Origin of the sequence: Azospirillum thiophilum (assembly GCF_001305595.1) — a bacterium.
In the GTDB taxonomy this organism is placed as follows: Bacteria; Pseudomonadota; Alphaproteobacteria; order Azospirillales; family Azospirillaceae; genus Azospirillum; species Azospirillum thiophilum.
In genome coordinates this window covers 617,115-633,597 of sequence record NZ_CP012403.1, presented here as the reverse complement: position 1 = coordinate 633,597, position 16,483 = coordinate 617,115, and the positions used below count along the sequence as shown (strand labels likewise).

Here is a 16,483-nt window from a genome sequence, read left to right as displayed (position 1 = left end):
CGTCAGATGCCGAGATAGGCGCTGCGCAGTTTCTGGTGGTTGACCACCTCGGCCATCGGGCCGGCGAGCGCGGTGCGCCCCTCCTCCAGCACGATGCAGTGGTCGGCGATGTGGGTGGCGTAGCCGACATTCTGTTCGGCCATGACGATGGCGCAGCCGCTCTCCCGCTTGATCTTGGCCAGCGTGGCAAACATGTCCTCGACGATGATCGGTGCCAGCCCGGCCGACGGCTCGTCCAGGATCAGGGCCGCCGGCTCCGTCATCAGCGCCCGCCCGATCGCCAGCATCTGGCGCTGGCCGCCGCTCATCGTGCCGGCGATCTGGCGGCTGCGTTCGCGCAGGATGGGGAAATAGCCGCAGACCGTCTCCCTCAGCCGCTCGTAGGGCGCCAGCCTGCGCACGCCGGCCGCCGCGCAATGGGCGCCGCGCAGATTGTCCTCGACGGTGAGGTTGGGGAAGCAGCGCGCCCCGTCCGGCACCAGCACGACGCCATGGGCCGGCAGTTGCCAGGGCGCGTAGCCGCTGAGATCGCGGCCGTCGAGCGAGAGCTGGCGCCCGCTGGTGGCGACGGTGCCGACCAGGGCCCGCAGCGCGGTGGTCTTGCCGGCGCCGTTGGAGCCGAGAACGACCAGCATGTGCCCGCTCTCCACCGCGAAATCCAGCTGGTGGAGCACGCGCAGCCGCTCGTAGGAAGCGCCGCCGATCCGTCCGACGAAGCGGCTCATTGGGCGAACCCCTTGCCGAGATAGGCTTCGCGGACCGCCCCGTCGGCCAGCACGGCTGCCGGCGCGCCCTCGGCCAGCAGGCGGCCGTTGTTGAGGACGACGACGCGATGGCACAGCGTCGTGATGACACGCATCAGATGCTCGATGATCACGATGCTGATCCCCCGGGCATGGACGTCGCGGATGAGGGCCATGACGTCCACCGAATCCTCGTGCGACAGGCCGGCCATCGCCTCGTCCAGCAGCAGCAGTTTGGGCGCGCAGGCCAGCGCGCGGGCGATCTCCAGCCGGCGAAGGTCGGTGACCGACAGGTCGCCGCAGCGGCGGCGGAACAGCGGCCCCAGCCCGCAGAAGGCGGCGATGGCGGCGGCGTTGTCCAGCCCCTCCAGCCGGTGGCGCTCGCGCCCGGCATAGAGCAGGGGAACCGACAGCACCTCCTCCACCGTCAGGGCCGGCGGCACGCGCGGGATCTGGTAGGTCCGCGCCAGACCGGACCGGACGATCAGGTCGGGCCGCCGGCCGGTCACGTCCTCGCGCTCGAGGTGGACACGGCCGCCGCGGACGGGAAGCTGGCCGGACACGGTGTTGACCAGTGTGCTCTTGCCCGAGCCGTTGGGGCCGATCAGGCCGGTGATCTCGCCCGCCGCGATGGACAGCGACACCCCGTCCAGCGCCTTCAGCCCGCCGAACGCCACGGTCAGGTCGCGGATCGAGAGGATGTCCGCGCGGGCGCCAGCGGCACCGGCATCGGGAGTTCCGGTATCAGGCATGGCGCTCCCTCTCCTTCTTCTTCGCGGTGCCGGAGCGGGCCAGCAGGCCCCTGCCGCGGCGCAGCAGCCCGACGATCCCCTGGGGCATGCCGATGACGAACAGGATGATCACCGCGCCGTAGACGACCTGATAGCCGGTGCCGCCGATGGTCGAGCGCGCCACCTCCTCCAGCGCCTTCAGGACGACGGCGCCCAGCAGGGGGCCGATCGTGGTGTCCATCCCGCCCAGCGTCGCGATGGCCAGCGGCAGCACGCTCCAGTTCGTGGTGAACACGTCGGTCGGCACGACGTAGCCGTACAGTCCGCCGTAGCAGGCCCCGGCCAGCCCGATCAGCACCCCCGACACGATGAAGGCGAAGATCTTCATCCGCACCACCGGCACGCCGCTGGCGGTCGCCAGTTCGGGCTTGGTGCGGATCATGAAGAAGGCGGGGCGGAAGCGCAGGCCGAGCAGCAGGTCGGAAATCCCCGCCGCGGCCAGCAGCAGCAACCCGATCAACGCGAGCTGCCAGCGCGGATCGCCGCCGGCCAGCACCGGCGGCGCGATGCCGCCGGCCCCGCCGGTCCAGTCGGGGAACACAACGACCAGCACCTGCATCGACAGGGCGAAGCCCAGCGTGGCGATGGCGAAATACATCCGCCTCAGCCGCAGGGTCAGCAGTCCGAGCAGGGTGGCGGCCAGCGCGCAGACCACCACCACCGCGACCCAGGCCAGCGCCAGCCCGACCAGCGGCTCGAACAGCGCCAGCGCATAGGAGCCGATGCCGAAGAAGGCGGCCGATCCCAGCGACACCTGGCCGGTGCGGGACAGGATGTCCCAGGCCAGCGCCGTGACGGCGGTGATGGCGACACCGATGGCGAGCTGGATCCAGAAGGGCCTGTCGATCCAGATCAGCGTCAGCGTGACCAGCAGGATGGCGGCATAGGGAAGGATGCGGGTGAGGCCGGTCTTCATGCCCGCCGCTCCGATCCGAACAGTCCGGTGGGACGAACCACCAGGACGAGGACGATGATGACGAAGGCGACGCCGTAGCCCCAGCTGCCGCCCCCCGGAACGAAGGTGGCGGTCAGGTTCTCCGCGGCGGACAGCAGGACGGCGCCGATCAGCGCGCCGCCGATGCTGCCGAGCCCGCCCAGCGCCACGATGGCGAAGGCGCGCATCACCAGATCGACGCCCACCAGCGGCTGCACATAGAGGATCAGGGCAACGAGACCGCCGCTGATGCCCGCCGTCAGCCCGCCGATCAGGAAGGACAGGCGGAACATCCGCGTCACGTCCACCCCGGTCAGCACGGCGAGCTGCGGATCGTCGGCGGCCAGGCGCAGCAGCAGCCCATGGCGGGTGCCCCGCATGAACCAGATCATCCCGGCATAGAGCGCGATGCCGACCAGCAGCACGACCACGTTGTTGCCCGGAACGATGACGCTGCCGATTTCCAGCGGCGGCAGCAGCGCCGGGGCATGCATGACGCGGGCGTCGGGCGTCCAGGCGATCATCGCCAGATTGATCAGCAGGATCGACAGCCCGATGGTGGCGAGGATCTGGTTGTGCTCGTCCTGCTTCAGGACGCGCGACAGGAAGCTGTCGAAGACCAGCCAGGACAGCGCCGTCATCGCCAGACCGGACAGCAGCATGCCGGCCAGCGGCGGCACGCCGACCGACTCGTAGAGGAAATAGGTCAGGAACGCGCCCAGCATGACGAATTCGCCGTGCGCGAAGTTGACGATGCCGGTCACGCCGAATTCCAGCGTCAGGCCCGACGCGATGGCCGCGTAGAGTCCGGCCGTGGTCAGGGCGAGAAGCAGCGACTGGGCAAGGAGTGCGCTTTCCATGCGAATGCCTCCCTCAGGTCCGATCGATCAGGCTGCGCGCGATCTGCAGGCGCTGCATTTCCGAGGTGCCCTCGCCGATGCGGAAGCCGCGCGCATCGCGGTAGATGCGCTCGACCGGCAGGTCGGCCATGAAGCCGGCGCCGCCGAAGATCTGGAGCACGCGGTCTGCCACCCGCCCGACCATCTCGGTCGCGTAGAGCTTGGCGCGCGACGCCGCGATGCGGGCATCCGGATGCTTCAGGTCGGACAGCCGGGCCGCCTTGGCGCAGAGCAGCCGGGCGGCGTCGATCTCGACGTCGCAGTCGGCCAGCATGAAGGCGATGGCCTGATGGTCGGCGAGACGCCGTCCGAAGGTCGTGCGGTCGCGGGCATGGGGCACCGCCAGATCGATCAGCCGCTGGGCCATGCCGACGCAGCGGCAGGATACGAAGAGCCGGTCGTTGTTGATGGTCGCCATCATCACGCCGAAGCCGGCGCCGGGGGCGCCCAGCACATGGCCATCCGGCACGAAGCACTCGTCGAAGCTCAGCGCCGAGATGTGGTAGCCGTGCCAGCCCAGCTTGCGGAAGCGGCGGTCGATCGCATAGCCCTTCGCCCCGCGCGGCACGATGAAGGTGGTCAGCCGGCCTTTCAGCGGCGCCTCGCGGTCGGTCACCGCCAGCACGATGGTGTGGTCCGCGGTCTCCGCATGCGAGATGAAGGTCTTCGCCCCCGACAGCAGCCAGCCGCCGTCGGTGCGCCGCGCCCGCGTCTTCAGCGCGTTCAGGTCGGAACCGGCGTCCGGTTCGGTCAGGGCGTAGGCGACGGTGCGCTCGGCGCGCATCAGCGGCCCGACGAACCACTCGCGCTGGCTTTCGTCGGCGAACAGCAGCGAGCCGGGCAGGTGCCCGCAGGCCTCGGCCAGCGGCATGCTGGTGTGGCCGATCGCCTCGTCGATGGCCGAGATGGCGACGCGGCTCAGCCCGGGTCCGCCGATCTCCTCCGGCATGTTGTAGCCGTAGATGCCGAGCTCGGCGGCCGACCGCCGCAGGTCGCGCATCAGGGCGGGATCGACGTCGTCGGCGCGGTCGACGGCCTCCTCGTGCGGGCGCAGGGCGGTCTCGACGAACCCGCGCACGGTGCGGACCAGCGCGTCGATGTCGTCGGCATTGCCGGCGACGTCGGCGGCGGCATAGGTCGAAAGAGCGTCCGTCATTGGCTTTCCACCCAGCTTTCGATGACTGTGCGCTGCACCTTGCCGGTGGTGGAGCGGGCGATGCGCTCGGGCGGCACGAAATGGATCGCCTTGGGCTGCTTGTAGCCGGCCAGTTCCCGGCGGCAGAGGGCGGAGAGTTCGGCGGCCTCCAGCCGCGGGTTGCTCGACACCACGACCGCCACCGGAATCTCGCCCCAGCGGTCGTCCTTCTTGCGGACGACCACGGCGTCGCGCACGTCGGGATGGCCGACCAGGACGCGTTCGATCTCGGCGGGATAGATGTTCTCGCCGCCCGACTTGATCAGGTACTTCGCCCGGTCCACGAAGTCGTAAAGGCCGTTGGGACGGCGGCGGAACAGGTCGCCCATGTGGAACCAGCCGTTGCGGAAGTCCTTGCGCGTCGCCTCGTCGTTGTTCCAATAGCCGCTGAACAGCGTCGGCCCGCGCATGGCGAGTTCGCCGATGCCGCCCTCGGCCACATCCTTGTCATCCGCGTCGACCAGCCGGATCTCGGCGCCGACGCTGGGCGCCTTGCCGAGGTCGGCGGTGTCGCCGCAGGGCAGCTGGCGGCCCGACAGCGGCGGGGTTCCGGTTTCGGTCGAGCCGAAGCAGTTGAGGAAATCGGCGCCGAGCAGGTCGCTCAGCCGCGCCACCTCGCCGGGCGGCGACAGGTCGGCCATCACGCCGCAGGTGCGGATGCCGCGCGGCCTCGTCGACCGGCGTTCCAGCACCTCGATCATCCGGCCCAGCGTGCCCGGCATGATCGACACCCATTCGAACGCCTCCGTCTCGATCTTGTCGGCGATGCGTTCGGGATCGAAGGCATCCAGCACGATCACCCGTCCGCCGGTCAGCAGGGCGTAGAGCGCCGGCTCGGTGCCGCCCATGTGGTAGAGCGGCGGCCAGCACAGGTTGGTGTTGCCCGGCCGCACTCCAAGGTCGAACGGCATGGCGCCCATGCGGGCCAGCTCGCAGCGGTGGGTCAGCACGGCCCCTTTCGGCATGCCGGTGGTGCCGCTGGTGTAGAGGATCAGCAGGGGATCCTCCGGCTCCGCCACGTCGGGCGGCGCCTCGGGTGCGGCGGCGAGCCGGCGTTCCCACTCCATGCCGAATTCGATCGCCGGAACCCGGCCGGCGGCGGTATCCGACAGCTTGCCGGCATGGCGGGGCGACACCAGGACAACCACCGGACCGACCAGCCCGATGCAGTGGTCCAGCTCCTTCGCACTGAGGCGCCAGTTCTGGCAGGCGGTGATGGCGCCCAGCCGGGCGCAGGCCAGTTGGACCTCGATGTATTCCAGGCGGTTTTCCGACAGCACTGCGACACGGGCGCCGCGCCCGACCCCCAGTGCCGCCAGCGCCGACGCACTGCGGTTCACCCGTTCGGCGAGCTGGGCGAAGGTCACGACGCGGTCGCCGTCCTCGACGGCGATGCGCTGCGGATGAAGGCGTGCGATGGAAGCGAACAGGCTTCCCACCGTCGATGCCGCCGCCCGCGCCACCAGGGCCGCGGCGCTGTCGGCCGAACTTTGTGTCAGGCTCATCGTCTTGCTCCTCCCCGTTCGTTTTATTAAGTATTTATTCCTTTTGTACTCATGATTGCTTAGGCTCCGAATGGTGCAGGACGGGTTACGGTGCCTTCAACGACCATCTCGGGCAGCAGACGCGAACCTGCGTCTCAGCCAGGGCATGGCCCGGCCGCCCAACTCGCGGCCTAGGAGCCCGCCGGCGAAATCCACCGCACCGACCAGCGCGTGCAGATCGACGCCGGTCGCCAGGCCGGACGTCTCGGCCAGCAGGACCAAATCCTCGGTCGCCACATTGCCGGCGGCGCCGGGAGCGAAGGGGCAGCCGCCGATTCCGCCTGCGCTGGCGTCCAGCCGCCGGATGCCGGCCTCGATGGCGGCATGGGCATTGGCGACGCCGAAGCCGCGCGTGTCGTGGAAATGCATGCCGATACGCTCCGCCGGCAGGCTGGACAGCAACGCCCGCAGCAGGCCCGTCACCTGCGCGGGGCCGGCGGCGCCGATGGTGTCGGCGATCACCACCTCGTCCACCCCCATCGCGGCGAAGCGCTCGGCCAGCCGGACGACGATGCCGGGATCGACGGGCCCCTCGAACGGGCATTCGAAGGCGACGGCGACATAGGCCCGCACCCCGCAGCCCGCCTGCATGGCCCGTCCGATCACGTCCATTGCGACGGCGGTGGCCTGGTCTAGCGTCATGTTGATGTTGCGCAGGTTCATCTGCCCGGTCGCCGCAACCACGGTGGCGACCTGCGGCGTCCCGCAGGCCAGCGCCCGTTCCAGCCCGCGCAGGTTCATGGTCAGGGCCGACAGCGCGACGCCGTCGAGATGGCGGGCTCCGGCGACGACCTCCTCCGCGTCGGCCATCTGCGGCACCGCCCTGGGCGAGGCGAAGCTGGCGGCCTCGATCCGCGTCAGGCCGGCGGCGGCCAGCCGCGACAGCAGATCGAGCTTGTCCGCCGTCGCGATCCGCACCGGCTGGTTCTGGAGCCCGTCGCGCGGGGCGACTTCGGTCAGCAGCAGCTGGTCCATCGCTCACCCCACCCGTCCGGCGCGGCGCAGGTCGCCGATGCGGTCCGGCCCATAGCCCAGGAGCGAGCCCAGCACCGCGTCGGTGTCGCGGCCAAGTTCGGGCGGTGGCGCGAAGCTGTCGGGGCCGGCGCCGGAAAACTTGATCGGGTTGCCCGGCACCCGCACCGACCCGCCCTGCGACAGCGGCAGGTCGACGACCATGTCACGGGCGACCACCTGCGGATCCGACAGCGCCTGGGCGAAGTCATAGACCGGGCCGCAGGGAACCCGCGCCTCGCGCAGCCGCGTCAGCCAGTTGGCGGCGGTGTCCTTGACCAGCTCCTCTTCCACGATCCGCTCGATCCGCGCCTTGTCGGCATAGCGGCCGGGCTGGAGGCGGTATTCGGGCGCCTCCAGTTCGGGTCGCCGGATCACCGGCAGCAGGCGCTCGAAGAAGGCGTCGCCGATGCAGGCGATGATGATGTAGCCGTCGGCGGTCCGGAACGCGTTGTAGGGGACATGGACGAAATGCCCGTTGCCCAGCCGTTCCGGGACATGGCCCGACATCAGGTGCATCGTGCCCATGTAGTTCAGCAGCGAGATCTGGGCGTCCAGCATCGACACGTCGACATGACGCCCCACCCCCGTCTGTGCCCGCTCGTTCAACGCGGCGAGCACGCCCATGGCGCCGAAGAGGCCGCCGGCCAGATCACCGATCGGAATGCCGGAGCGCAGCGGCGGCCCGTCGGGCAGTCCGGTGATGCTCATCCCGCCGCCCATCGCCTGCACGACCTGATCGAAGGCGGGTCGGTGCGGATCGGGACCGTCGCTGCCGAAGCCGGTGACCGAACAGGTGATGATCCGGGGATTGACCGCCGACAGCGCGGCGAAGTCGATACCGAGCCGCTCCGTCACCCCGGCGCTGAAATTGTCGAAGACCACGTCGCTCTTGCGGACGAGATCCAGGAAGACCGCGCGTCCCTCCTCGCTCTTCAAATCGATGCAGACGCTGCGCTTGCCGCGGTTGAGGGTGAGGAAATAGGCGCCCATGCCGTGACGCGAATAATCGGGATCGCCCGCCAGCAATTGCCGCGTGCCCTCGCCCCGGCCGGGAGGCTCGACCTTGATCGTCTCGGCGCCGAGGTCGGTCAACAGCATGGTGCCGTATGGACCGGACAGCATGTGAGTCAGGTCGATCAACCGGATGCCCTTCAGTGGTGCCATGCCCTTCATGCCCCAATGCTTCATCTGTCGGATGATTTGTTTGTTCAACAAATAGCAAGGGGTGTGCCAACATGCCGGGCATCGCACATTCCAAGGAAAATCAATCTCCTTGGCCATTTGCGGCAGGCGAGCCATGTTTCATGAAACGGAAAGAACGGCGTGATGAAACGCTTCATGAAACAAACGGGTGAAACGTCCGCCCATGAAGCCGGGCCGGATCACGGGAGGGAACCATGCCCGCATTGCTGGGCCATCGGCACAACGGCCGCCTGCGCCTCTGCTTTCTCAGCTACCGCCATCTGACCAATCTGGCCCGCAGCGTGCTGGACGAATATGCCAAGAAGGCCGAGATCGAGGTTATCGACCAGGCCTACGAGGCGGCGCTCGCCGTGGCGCGCGAACGCGAGGCGTCGGGCACGGTGGATGCCTTCGTCAGCGCCGGCGCCAATGCCAGCTATCTGCGCAGCACCCTGAAATCGCCGGTCGCCACCATCAATGTCGGCGGCTACGACATCCTGCTGGCGCTGCTGCGGGCGCGGGAGCGCTCCAACCGCGTCGGCATCGTCATGCACCGCCGCACCATCCCGGAACTGGATGCGATCAAGGGCTTGCTGCGCACCGAGGTGGAACAGGGCGCCTACGAAACGCCGGACGAGGCGGTAGCCTGCGTCAAGGGCATGGCAGAGCGCGGCTTTCCCGTCATCATCGGGTCGAGCGTGGTGGTGGAGGCGACCGAACGGCTGGGGATGGAGGGCATCCTGGCCTATTCGGTGGCGGGCGTGCGCCAGGGGCTCGACGACGCCTTGGAACTGGCCCGCATCGCCCGGCTGGAGAACGCCCGCTACGGCCAGTTGAACGGGGTGCTGCAGAATGTGCAGGAAGCGGTCCTGGCGGTCGATCCCGACGACCGGGTGACGGCGGTCAACCCGGCGATGGAGGCCCTGCTGGGAATCCCGCCCAACGCCGTTCTGGGCCGCATCGCGGCGGAGGTGGAGCCGGATTTGTCGCTGCGCGGCGTGCTGGCCAGCGGCGAGGCGGTCAAGGGCAGCGTCCTGCGCTTCCGCAGCCGCGACTGGATCGCCAACCGCATCCCGATCCGCGAGCATGGCCAGATCACCGGGGCCATGATCACCGTCTACGACGCCCGCACCATCAGCGAGGCCGACGTCAGCCTGCGCTCGCAGACGCGGCGGCGCTCCAACCGGACGACCCGCTACGCGCTGGCCGACATCGGGGGCGGCAGCCCCGCCATCGAACGGGCACGCGCCACCGCGCGACGCTTCGCCGCAAGCGACCTGACCGTGCTGATCTCCGGCGAGAGCGGCACCGGCAAGGAGCTGTTCGCCCAGGCCATCCACAATCTCGGTTCGCGCGCCGGCCGGCCCTTCGTCGCGATCAACTGCTCGGCCTTTCCCGACACCCTGCTGGAAAGCGAGCTGTTCGGGCATGAGGAAGGCGCCTTCACCGGTTCGCGCAAGGGCGGCAAGGTCGGACTGTTCGAGGCGGCACACACCGGCACGCTGTTCCTGGACGAGATCGGCGACATGCCGCTGCCGCTGCAGACCCGGCTGCTGCGCGTCCTCCAGGAACGCGAGATCGTGCGGCTCGGCAGCGTGGTGCCGATCCCGGTCGACCTGCGCGTGATCGCAGCCACCCATCAGCCGCTGGAGGAGCTGGTTGCACAGCGCAGCTTCCGCGCCGACCTGCTCTACCGGCTGAACACGCTGCGCCTGCGCCTGCCGCCGCTGCGCGACCGGGTGGAGGATGTCACGACTCTGGCCGAGGGCTTCGTCGCCGCCTGCCTGGAGCGGGCGCAGGCGGACATGGCGCCGTCGGCGGTGGTCGGCCCGCTGGGGCCCTGGTTCACCGCCTATGGCTGGCCCGGCAATGTCCGCGAGTTGGAGAACATCTGCGAGCGGCTGACCATGCTGGTGCTGCAGTTCGGCGGCGTCGCCGCCATTCCGCCCGACATCCTGCGGTACGACTGCCCGGAACTGTTCCCCGAACCGCCCGGCCTGGGAGAGGCCGGGGCGGCAGCGCATGACGGCGACGACCCGCGCGCCGCCATCGAAAGCGCTCTGTCGCACAGCAGCGGCAACCGTGCCGAGGCGGCGCGGCTGCTGGGCATCAGCCGGGCGACGCTGTGGCGGCGCATGCGGCAGCTGGGCATCGATCCGCCTGCCGGCGCCGGGAGCCGCTGAGGGGGCCGGATCGCGGCGGGACCGTTCAGCGCTGCGAGACCGATCCGGCGGCGGCCACCACCAGCGGGGCGAAGCGCTCCTCCATCTCCTCCGGGGTGAAGCGCGCGCGGGAGACGGCGATGTTCAGCGCGCCCACCGGCACGCCGCCCGGCCCGGTGATGGCGGCGGCGACCGACAGGTCGCCGTGATAGAACTCCTCGAACGCGGTGGCATAGCCGCGCACCGCCGACTTGGCGATCTTCGCCAGCAAATCCTCGCGCCGCCAGGTGGTGTGCGGGGTGAAGTCCTGCAAATCCATCCTGTCGACCAGCGCCGCCGCCTCCGCCGCCGGCAGGCGCGACAGGATGGCGACGCCGGGGGCGGTGCAGAAGGCCGGCATCCGCGTGCCGACGATGACGTCGGTGTTCAGCACATGACGGCTCATGAAGCGCGACACGAAGACGATCTCCGTCCCGTCCATCACGGTCAGGTTGATCGTCTCCTCGGTCGTCTTGCTGAGATGCATCAGGTACGGCATCGCGCGCTCCAGCATCGCGTTGCTGCGAAGATAGTGGTGCGCGAGATCCAGCGTGCGGACGGTCAGCTCGAACCGCTTGGTCACCGGATCCTTCCGCAGGTAGCCCAGCTTCTCCAACGTGTAGGTGAAGCGCTGCGCCGCGCTCTTGTCCATGCCGACGGCGGCGGCGACCTGGGTCAGGCTCATGGACGGGCGGGAGGAATCGAAGGCGTGCAGCACGCGGAACGCCTTGTCCACCGACATCACCATCAGCGGGTCGGTAGCCCGGCCTTCGGCGCCAGCGGTGTCGGCCGATGCGTTTTCGACAGCGGCGGCGGTGTCGGCCGGAAGCCCGGCCTTGGACGCGGAGGCGGTGGAGCGGCGCGGTGCCATGTCGGTCGGTCCTGAAAGTGCGCGGTGAGAGATACCGTTGACAGAGTACCCAAAGCAAGCCAAGCTATTCAATACAAGATATTGCTATTCAATACATTACCTTCCGACACCTCTTCGACCCCCTCTTTGCGACGGGGCATTCCGGCCATGGGCGGCGTCCCGCCGGGCCGGTTTCCCCTGCCGTTCGACAGGAGCGCATCCCGTGACCGACTTCATCCTCATCGAAACCCGCGGACCGGTCGGCGTCATCACGCTGAACCGTCCGGAGGTGCTGAACGCCTGGAACAAGGCGATGCGCGACGATCTGGTCGTCGCCTTCGACCGGCTGGAGGCCGATCCCTCCATCCGCGCCCTCATCCTGACGGGTGCCGGCGACCGTGCCTTCGGCGCCGGGCAGGATCTCAACGAAACCAAGAGCTTCGATGCCGACCGCGCCGAGGAATGGGTGGCGGAGTGGGAGCGGCTCTATCACCGCATGCGCAGCCTGTCGAAGCCACTGGTGGTGGCGCTGAACGGCATCGCCGCCGGCTCGGCCTTCCAGGTGGCGCTGCTGGGCGACCTGCGCGTCGGCCATCCCGGCGTGCGCATGGGCCAGCCGGAGATCAATTCCGGCATCGCCAGCACCACCGGCCCATGGATCATGAAGGAGATGATCGGGCTGGCCCGCACCATCGACCTGACCCTGACCGGCCGGCTGATGGAGGCCGAGGAATGCCGCGCCGTCGGCCTGATCAACCGCCTCGTCCCGCAGGACCGCGTGATGGAAGAGGCGCTCGAGCTGGCCGGCGAGCTGGCCGCCAAGCCGCCGGTCGCCATGCGCCTCGACAAGCAGCGCTTCCGCGAGATGACCGAGGCCGGGTTCCGCGACTGTCTGGCCGCCGGCGTGCGCATCCAGCGCGAGGCCTACGCGTCGGGCGAACCGGCGCGGATGATGGAGGAGTTTCTGGCCAAGCGCGCCGCGCGCAAGACGGCGGCCTGACCGGCCCTTGAAAAGCAGGGACGGCTTCCGGCCGTCCCCTCCCCCACCGACGAAACCTTCCAAGCCGGGCGACCGCAAGACCCGGCCAGCGAACAGGGGTTAAGACCATGGGAAAGACCGACGATTTCGCCATCGACCGCCGCAGCCTGCTCGCCACCACGCTGACGGGCGCCGCCGGCACCGCGCTGGCCGCCGCCCTGCCGGCCGCGCTGACCGCCGGGACGAGCCGGCCGGCGATGGCGCAGACGACGCAGATCACCGTGGCCGATCCGGGCGGCCCCTACAGCCCGGCCTTCCGCAAGGCGTTCTACGATCCGTTCGAGAAGGCGACCGGCATCAAGGTCGTCAACGTCGCCCGCGAGGCCGAGCCGACCGCCCAGTTCAAGGCGATCGTCGAGACCAAGTCCTACAGCTGGGACGTCTGCACGCTGACCCTGTCGGCCCGCGACATCCTGGCCCGCCAGAATCTGCTGGAGCCGCTGGACTTCGCCGCCGCCGACGCGCCCGGCCTGATGCCGGAGGCGCTGACCGGCCAGTGGATGGGCACCGACGTCTATTCGACCATCCTCGCCTACCGCACCGACAAGTTCCCGTCCAACCCGCCGCAGAGCTGGGCCGATTTCTGGAACGTCGAGAAGTTCCCCGGCCGCCGGTCGCTGCGCAAGAACCCGATCGACACGCTGGAACAGGCGCTGCTGGCCGACGGCGTGCCGCTGGAGGCGCTGTATCCGCTCGATGTCGAGCGCGCCTACAAGAGCCTGGAGCGCATCCGCCCGCACATCGCCGCCTGGTGGACCGGCGGCGCCCAGTCGACCCAACTGATCCAGAGCGGCGAGGTCGACATGATCGCCCTGTGGAACGCCCGCGCCCAGGCCGCCATCGACGGCGGGGCGCCGGTGAAGATCTCGTGGAACCAGGGCCTCTATTCGATCGAGGGCTGGGGCATCCCGCGCGGCAACCCGCGCGCCGACGCCGCCCGAAAGTTCATCAAGTTCTGCGCCGACCCGCAGCGCCAGGCGATCTTCACCGAGGTGTTGGCCTACGGCCCGACCAACCTCAAGGCCTATGACAGCATTCCTAAGGAGCGCGCCCCGGCGCTACCGACTTTCCCGGGCAACCTGAAGGGCATGACCATCGCGCGGGAGGATTGGTGGGGTGCCAACCGCTCCAAGATGAGCGAGCGGTTCAACGCCTGGATCCTCGGCTGACGTTCATCACAGGAGACCCGCCGCCATGTCCCTCTCCCAAGGAACGGCCCCTCCCGCCTGCAAGCTGCTGGTCGACGGCCTCACCAAGAGCTACGGATCGGTCGTCGCCCTGCAACCCACCCGCCTGGAGGTTCCGGCGGGCGAGTTCCTGACGCTGCTCGGCCCCTCCGGCTCGGGCAAGACCACGCTGCTGCAGATGATCTGCGGGCTGGTGGAGCCGAGCGGCGGACGCATCCTGATCGACGGCCGCGACGAGACGCGGACGCCGGTGCACAAGCGCGACATCGGGCTGGTGTTCCAGCATTACGCCCTGTTCCCCCACCTGACGGTGGCGGAGAATATCGGTTTCCCCCTGCGCATGCGGGGGGTCGCCGCATCCGACCTCGACCGCCGGGTGCGCGACGCGCTCGACATGGTGCATCTCGGCCATCTCGGCGACCGCTTCCCCAAGGAGCTGTCGGGCGGCCAGCAGCAGCGCGTGGCGCTGGCGCGCTGCTTCGTCTACCAGCCCTCGGTCATCCTGATGGACGAACCGCTGGGGGCGCTGGACAAGAAGCTGCGCGAGCACATGCAGTACGAGATCAAGCGGCTGCACCGCGAGACCGGCGCCACCATCATCTACGTCACCCATGACCAGGAAGAGGCGCTGGCGATGTCCGACCGCATCTGCCTGATGAACCATGCCCGCATCGAGCAGATCGGCACGCCGCACGACATCTACGCCCGGCCGAAGACCGCCTTCGCCGCCGACTTCATCGGCGTGTCGAACATCTTCCGCGGCCGCGTCCAGCGGGACGAGGGCGGGGCGCCGATCCTGGTGACCGGCGGCGGCCGTTTCCGCCTGTCCGCCGCATCCGATCCCGCCGCCAACGCCGTGATGACCGGCAACGCCGAGGTGTCGCTGATCGTCCGCCCGGAACAGCTCGACCTGGAGGGCGAGGGCGACAACGAGGTGTCGGGCGAGGTGGTCGACACCGTCTATGCCGGGTCGGAAACCCGCGTGCTGGTGACGCTGGGCGACCGGTCCACCATCACCGTGCGGCTGCGGCGCGGCATGTCCCCGCCGCCGCTGGGCGACCGGGTCGCCGTGCGCTGGCGCAGCGAGGCCGGGGTATTGGTGTCATGAGCGCCGTCCTCCTGCACGGCTCCGCCGAGGGCGGCCTAAGGCAGCGGCTGCGCTTCGGCCCGCTGTGGCTGGCGGCGCCCGGCATCGCCTTCCTCGCCATCTTCTTCCTCTATCCGGTCCTGCGGCTGCTGGGGCTCAGCATCCAGGATGCCGACACCGGCGCGTGGACGGGGGAGCATTACGCCCGCATCGTCGACACCGGCGTCTATTTCCGCGTGCTGATGGGCACCTTCCGCATCGCCGGGCTGACGGCGCTGTTCTCCCTGCTGCTGGGCTATCCGCTCGCCTACTGGCTGGCGCAGTTGCCGGAGCGCCGGCGCGGCACCATGATCCTGGCGGTGATGGTGCCGTTCTGGACCAGCTATCTGGTGAAGACCTTCGCCTGGATGGTGATCCTGGGGCGCACCGGCGTCATCGGCGGCATCCTGTCGGCCGGCGGCCTGCCGGCGCCGGAGATGCTGCACAACGAGTTCGGCGTGATGGTCGGCATGGTCCACGCCATGCTGCCGCTGGCGGTGCTGACCATGCTGCCGGTGATGACCGGCATCGACCGCCGGCTGGTGCAGGCGGCGGAAACGCTGGGGGCCGCCCCCGGGCATGCCTTCTGGCTGGTCTATTTCCAGCTGTCGCTGCCCGGCGTCGCCGCGGCGGGGCTGCTGACCTTCATCTCGTCGCTAGGCTTCTTCATCGTTCCGGCCCTGCTGGGCGGGCCGCAGCAGACCATGCTGGCCCAGCTCATCATCACCCAGATCCAGGAGATGCTGAACTGGGCCTTCGCCGGGGCGCTCGCCACCTTCATGCTGGCGGCGGCGCTGGTCACCTGCTGGGTCTACGACCGCATCTTCGGCCTGTCGACCCTGTCGGGCGAGGGGGCGCGGCGCGGCAAGGGCGGCGGCGCCATGCGCAGGGCCGGCCAGCGCATCCTGTCGGCGATGGCGGCACTGACCGCCGCGGCGGCGCGGGCGACGGCGCCGGTGCTGGGCGAGCGGGGCCGCGACCGGCTGCCGGCGCTCTATTCGGCGCTGGTGCTGGTCTTCCTGGTGGCGCCGGCCATCGTGGTGGTGCCGATCGCCTTCACCAGTTCGCCCTTCCTCGATTTCCCGCCGCCGGGCTACAGCCTGAAATGGTTCGAGGTCTATTTCGGCTCGGACCTGTGGCTGGGGGCCACGCTGCGCTCCTTCGGCGTCGCCTTCGCCACCGCCGTCGTGGCGACGCTGGTCGCTGGACTGGCCGCCCTGGCGCTGGCCCGGTCCACCTCGCGCTGGCGCGGCACCATCTTCGCCCTGTTCCTGGCGCCGATGATCGTCCCGCGCATCGTCATCGCCGTCGGGCTGTTCTACCTGTTCGCCCAAATCGGGCTGGTCGCCACCGACCTCGGCCTCGTCATCGGCCATACGGTGCTGGCCCTGCCCTTCGCCTTCGTCGCCATCGCCGCCGTGGTCAAGGGCCATGACTGGCGCCTGGACCAGGCGGCGGCGACGCTCGGCGCCAACCGGGTCCAGACGCTGCTGCGGGTAACGGTGCCGCTGATCCGCGGCGGTCTGGTGGCCGCCTTCCTGTTCGCCTTCATCACCTCCTTCGACGAGCTGACGGTGGCCATCTTCGTCAGCGGTGGGGTGAAGACCACGCTGCCCAAGCAGATGTGGGACGACATGATCCTGCAGTTGAACCCGACCCTGGCCGCGGTGTCGGTCGTCGTCTTCGTCATCGTCATGGCGCTCCTGCTGATCGCCGAACGGCTACGCCGGTCCGGCCGCTGAGCCGCCCCTTCCCGCTTCCCCTCCCCCATTCCCTTT

The 16,483-nt window shown here is 69.5% G+C and carries 14 protein-coding genes; 5 read left to right on the top strand and 9 right to left on the bottom strand.

Going from position 1 to position 16,483, the window contains the following annotated elements:
• Window positions 1-2 precede the first annotated feature (2 nt).
• From AL072_RS21960 to AL072_RS21925, 8 genes are all read right to left on the bottom strand, one after another.
• The gene (locus tag AL072_RS21960) at window positions 3-725 is read right to left on the bottom strand and encodes an ABC transporter ATP-binding protein (RefSeq protein ID WP_045584314.1); all 723 of its coding nucleotides are present in this window, start codon (window positions 723-725) and stop codon (window positions 3-5) included.
• On the bottom strand, window positions 722-1,495 hold the full coding sequence (locus tag AL072_RS21955; RefSeq protein WP_082109198.1) for an ABC transporter ATP-binding protein: 774 nt from the start codon (window positions 1,493-1,495) through the stop codon (window positions 722-724). The genes AL072_RS21960 and AL072_RS21955 overlap by 4 nt, the downstream gene beginning before the upstream one ends.
• The gene (locus tag AL072_RS21950) at window positions 1,488-2,450 is read right to left on the bottom strand and encodes a branched-chain amino acid ABC transporter permease (protein ID WP_052710252.1); all 963 of its coding nucleotides are present in this window, start codon (window positions 2,448-2,450) and stop codon (window positions 1,488-1,490) included. The genes AL072_RS21955 and AL072_RS21950 overlap by 8 nt, the downstream gene beginning before the upstream one ends.
• The gene (locus AL072_RS21945; protein ID WP_045584313.1) at window positions 2,447-3,328 is read right to left on the bottom strand and encodes a branched-chain amino acid ABC transporter permease; all 882 of its coding nucleotides are present in this window, start codon (window positions 3,326-3,328) and stop codon (window positions 2,447-2,449) included. Before AL072_RS21945 ends, AL072_RS21950 begins: the two co-directional genes overlap by 4 nt.
• Window positions 3,329-3,341: 13 nt before the next feature.
• Complete coding sequence (locus tag AL072_RS21940; RefSeq protein WP_045584312.1) at window positions 3,342-4,523, bottom strand: acyl-CoA dehydrogenase family protein; 1,182 nt, start codon at window positions 4,521-4,523, stop codon at window positions 3,342-3,344.
• Entirely contained in the window at window positions 4,520-6,067 is a 1,548-nt protein-coding gene (locus AL072_RS21935) for a class I adenylate-forming enzyme family protein (protein WP_052710251.1), read from the bottom strand. The genes AL072_RS21940 and AL072_RS21935 overlap by 4 nt, the downstream gene beginning before the upstream one ends.
• 96 nt (window positions 6,068-6,163) lie before the next feature.
• Complete coding sequence (locus AL072_RS21930; protein WP_045584311.1) at window positions 6,164-7,081, bottom strand: hydroxymethylglutaryl-CoA lyase; 918 nt, start codon at window positions 7,079-7,081, stop codon at window positions 6,164-6,166.
• A gap of 3 nt (window positions 7,082-7,084) precedes the next feature.
• Window positions 7,085-8,284, bottom strand: coding sequence for a CaiB/BaiF CoA transferase family protein (locus AL072_RS21925; RefSeq protein ID WP_045584662.1), 1,200 nt, complete (start codon window positions 8,282-8,284; stop codon window positions 7,085-7,087).
• 233 nt (window positions 8,285-8,517) lie between these two features.
• Between AL072_RS21925 and prpR the strand changes: the two genes are divergently transcribed.
• Window positions 8,518-10,485, top strand: coding sequence for a propionate catabolism operon regulatory protein PrpR (gene prpR, locus AL072_RS21920; RefSeq protein ID WP_045584310.1), 1,968 nt, complete (start codon window positions 8,518-8,520; stop codon window positions 10,483-10,485).
• Between the two features lie 25 nt (window positions 10,486-10,510).
• Here prpR and AL072_RS21915 read toward each other — a convergent pair whose 3' ends face one another.
• Window positions 10,511-11,374 carry an IclR family transcriptional regulator gene (locus AL072_RS21915; protein WP_082109197.1) on the bottom strand — a complete coding sequence of 288 codons (864 nt, stop codon included), beginning with the start codon at window positions 11,372-11,374 and terminating at the stop codon, window positions 10,511-10,513.
• Window positions 11,375-11,576: 202 nt separating this feature from the next.
• Between AL072_RS21915 and AL072_RS21910 the strand changes: the two genes are divergently transcribed.
• The 4 genes from AL072_RS21910 to AL072_RS21895 all read left to right on the top strand — a co-directional run bounded on the left by AL072_RS21910 (window position 11,577) and on the right by AL072_RS21895 (window position 16,447).
• Entirely contained in the window at window positions 11,577-12,353 is a 777-nt protein-coding gene (locus tag AL072_RS21910) for an enoyl-CoA hydratase/isomerase family protein (RefSeq protein WP_045584309.1), read from the top strand.
• Between the two features lie 107 nt (window positions 12,354-12,460).
• Entirely contained in the window at window positions 12,461-13,561 is a 1,101-nt protein-coding gene (locus AL072_RS21905) for an ABC transporter substrate-binding protein (RefSeq protein ID WP_045584308.1), read from the top strand.
• 25 nt (window positions 13,562-13,586) lie between these two features.
• Entirely contained in the window at window positions 13,587-14,687 is a 1,101-nt protein-coding gene (locus tag AL072_RS21900; RefSeq protein ID WP_045584307.1) for an ABC transporter ATP-binding protein, read from the top strand.
• Window positions 14,684-16,447, top strand: a complete 1,764-nt coding sequence (locus AL072_RS21895; RefSeq protein ID WP_045584306.1) for an ABC transporter permease subunit — start codon at window positions 14,684-14,686, stop codon at window positions 16,445-16,447. Before AL072_RS21900 ends, AL072_RS21895 begins: the two co-directional genes overlap by 4 nt.
• Window positions 16,448-16,483 lie beyond the last annotated feature (36 nt).

Excerpts from the sequence above, each read along its gene's own strand:
- AL072_RS21895 (WP_045584306.1), top strand. The coding sequence starts at position 14,684 with ATGAGCGCCGTCCTCCTGCACGGCTCCGCCGAGGGCGGCCTAAGGCAG.
- AL072_RS21925 (WP_045584662.1), bottom strand. The coding sequence starts at position 8,284 with ATGGCACCACTGAAGGGCATCCGGTTGATCGACCTGACTCACATGCTG.
- AL072_RS21960 (WP_045584314.1), bottom strand. The coding sequence starts at position 725 with ATGAGCCGCTTCGTCGGACGGATCGGCGGCGCTTCCTACGAGCGGCTG.
- AL072_RS21905 (WP_045584308.1), top strand. The coding sequence starts at position 12,461 with ATGGGAAAGACCGACGATTTCGCCATCGACCGCCGCAGCCTGCTCGCC.
- AL072_RS21940 (WP_045584312.1), bottom strand. The coding sequence starts at position 4,523 with ATGACGGACGCTCTTTCGACCTATGCCGCCGCCGACGTCGCCGGCAAT.
- AL072_RS21955 (WP_082109198.1), bottom strand. The coding sequence starts at position 1,495 with ATGCCTGATACCGGAACTCCCGATGCCGGTGCCGCTGGCGCCCGCGCG.
- AL072_RS21930 (WP_045584311.1), bottom strand. The coding sequence starts at position 7,081 with ATGGACCAGCTGCTGCTGACCGAAGTCGCCCCGCGCGACGGGCTCCAG.
- AL072_RS21900 (WP_045584307.1), top strand. The coding sequence starts at position 13,587 with ATGTCCCTCTCCCAAGGAACGGCCCCTCCCGCCTGCAAGCTGCTGGTC.
- AL072_RS21945 (WP_045584313.1), bottom strand. The coding sequence starts at position 3,328 with ATGGAAAGCGCACTCCTTGCCCAGTCGCTGCTTCTCGCCCTGACCACG.
- AL072_RS21950 (WP_052710252.1), bottom strand. The coding sequence starts at position 2,450 with ATGAAGACCGGCCTCACCCGCATCCTTCCCTATGCCGCCATCCTGCTG.
- AL072_RS21935 (WP_052710251.1), bottom strand. The coding sequence starts at position 6,067 with ATGAGCCTGACACAAAGTTCGGCCGACAGCGCCGCGGCCCTGGTGGCG.
- AL072_RS21915 (WP_082109197.1), bottom strand. The coding sequence starts at position 11,374 with ATGGCACCGCGCCGCTCCACCGCCTCCGCGTCCAAGGCCGGGCTTCCG.
- prpR (WP_045584310.1), top strand. The coding sequence starts at position 8,518 with ATGCCCGCATTGCTGGGCCATCGGCACAACGGCCGCCTGCGCCTCTGC.